Source organism: Mesorhizobium sp. M1A.F.Ca.IN.020.06.1.1, from assembly GCF_004023265.1.
In the GTDB taxonomy this organism is placed as follows: Bacteria; Pseudomonadota; Alphaproteobacteria; order Rhizobiales; family Rhizobiaceae; genus Mesorhizobium.
The window spans coordinates 1-2368 of record NZ_RZSR01000924.1 but is presented as its reverse complement, the minus strand read 5'-3'; the positions used below and the strand labels follow the sequence as shown (position 1 = coordinate 2368).

The window sequence follows — 2368 nt, the reverse complement described above, 5'->3', positions numbered from 1 at the left end:
CCTACATGGCGCGCAGCGTCACGGCCGCCGAGTCCGGCCGCTATTTCGGCATCTACGCGCTGGCCGGCAGGGCAACGAGCTTCCTGGCGCCGTTCCTGGTGTCGACGATCACGCTGGCCAGCGGCTCGGCACGGCTCGGCATGGCGGTGATCGCGCTGTTCCTCGGCCTCGGCATGGCAATCCTGGTCAGGACGCCATATCCGGCAGACAAGCCGGTGGAATAGCGCTCTCCTTCTCCCCTTGTGGGAGAAGGTGTCGCCGAAGGCGACGGATGAGGGGTGCTGGACGGAATGAGGCGGCGGCAATTTCAAGCGCATTGCCAAGCTGGAACACCCCTCATCCGTCTCGGCGCTAAGCGCCGATCCACCTTCTCCCACAAGGGGAGAAGGGAAGAAGGGCACTCAATGCCTGAAGTGCCGCACCCCGGTGAACACCATGGCGATGCCGTGCTCGTCGGCGGCGGCGATCACGTCCTCGTCGCGCATCGAGCCGCCGGGCTGGATCACGGCCGTGGCGCCGGCCTCGATGGCCGACAGCAGGCCGTCGGCGAAGGGGAAGAAGGCGTCGGAAGCGACGACCGAACCCCTGGTCAGCGGCTCGGCCAGGCCAGCCGCCTCGGCAGCGTCGAGCGCCTTGCGGGCGGCGATACGCGAGGAATCGACGCGGCTCATCTGGCCGGCGCCGATGCCGACGGTCGAGCCCTCCTTGACGTAGACGATGGCATTCGACTTGACGTGCTTGGCGACGCGGAAGGCAAATTTAAGGTCGGCCATCTCGGCCGGAGTCGGCGCGCGTTTCGTCACCACCTTGAGCTCGAGGTCGTCGACCACCGCATTGTCCCGGCTTTGCACCAACAGCCCGCCGGCGACCGATTTGGCGACCGTGCCGTCGGCGCGCGGGTCGGGCAGACCGCCGGTGACCAGAAGGCGCAAGTTCTTCTTCGCCGCTATGATCGCCGCGGCCTCATCGGTGGCATCGGGCGCGATGATGACCTCGGTGAAGGTCTTCACGATCTCTTCCGCTGCCTCGGCGTCGAGCATGCGGTTCATGGCGACGATGCCGCCATAGGCCGAGACCGGATCGCAGGCCAGCGCCTTGGCGTAAGCCGCCTTCAGCGTCGCGCCCTCGGCGACGCCACACGGGTTGGCGTGCTTGATGATGGCTATCGCCGCTGACCGGGTCGGATCGAATTCACCGACCAGCTCGAAGGCGGCGTCGGTATCGTTGATGTTGTTGTAGGAAAGCTGCTTGCCCTGCAGCTGCCTGGCGGTCGCGACGCCCGGGCGCTTGTCGCCGGAGAGATAGAAGCCGGCGCCCTGATGCGGGTTCTCGCCATAGCGCATCACCTGGTCCAGACGGCCGCCAAAGGCGCGCCAGGTCGGATGCTCGATTTCGAGCGTGTCGGCAAACCAGCCGGAGATCGCCGCATCGTAGGTCGCGGTGCGGGCAAAGGCCTTCGCCGCCAGCTTCTTGCGGAAATCGAGCGACAGCGAGCCGAGATTCATCTCGAGCGCGTTGAGCACCGAGGCATAGTCGGCAGGGTCGGTGACGATGGCGACATAGGCGTGGTTCTTGGCCGAGGCGCGGATCATCGCCGGGCCGCCGATGTCGATGTTTTCCACGATCGAGGCGTAGCCGGCGCCAGAGCGGCGGACCTCCTCGAACGGGTAGAGGTTGGACACGACGAGGTCGATCGGCTGGATGTGGTGGTCGTGCATCGCTTTGGCGTGCTCTGGGTCGTCGCGCACGCCGAGCAGGGCGCCATGCACTGAGGGATGCAAGGTCTTGACGCGGCCGTCCATGATCTCGGGAAAGCCGGTCAGCTCCGAAACATCGCGTACGGCCAGGCCGGCCGCGGCGATCTCCTTCGCGGTGCCGCCGGTGGAGACCAGCTCGACGCCGGCGGCGGCAAGGGCTTTGGCAAAGTCGATCAAACCGGTCTTGTCGAAAACGGAAAGCAGCGCGCGGCGAATCGGAACGAGGTCGGGCGCCGGAATGTTCTTGGCGGGGACGGCCATGGCTGGCGGCCTTTCAAGGCTGGTTGGGAACGTTCGCGGGCCGTAGCATATGAGGCTCGGAAATCAAGCGCGCAACTCGGGTTCCTTGGCCGCGAATCAGTTGTTCTCGGGATAGCCGGCGACGGCGGCGCGCGTCAGCTGCCAGTGCACCTCGGCGATCTCCGAGGCCTTGAAGGCAAGCACGATCTGCCGGCTGCGGCGCGGTCCGCCGAGCCCGGCGAAATAGATCGATTCCTCGATTTCCGGCGCCACTTCGGCACAAGTGAAAACCCAGGTGTCGCCCTGGGAGGCCGCCAGGGTCAGGCGGCCCTGCTCGTCGTGCAGCAGGCCGATGTCGGGATGGATATGGA

General features: G+C 66.3%; 3 protein-coding genes. 1 reads left to right on the top strand and 2 read right to left on the bottom strand.

All coding sequences use genetic code 11. The features are described from left to right. The coding region (locus EOA60_RS29095; protein WP_206628305.1) for an MFS transporter at window positions 1-224 on the top strand (224 nt) is incomplete at its 5' end. A gap of 177 nt (window positions 225-401) precedes the next feature. Here the strand turns inward: EOA60_RS29095 and purH are convergent. Both purH and EOA60_RS29085 read right to left on the bottom strand, forming a co-directional pair. Continuing rightward, a complete protein-coding gene (gene purH, locus EOA60_RS29090) occupies window positions 402-2018 on the bottom strand; it encodes a bifunctional phosphoribosylaminoimidazolecarboxamide formyltransferase/IMP cyclohydrolase (RefSeq protein ID WP_095824167.1) in 1617 nt (538 codons plus the stop codon). 96 nt (window positions 2019-2114) lie between these two features. Further along, window positions 2115-2368 (bottom strand): heparinase II/III family protein (locus EOA60_RS29085; RefSeq protein WP_206628304.1); only part of this gene is annotated, 254 nt, incomplete at its 5' end.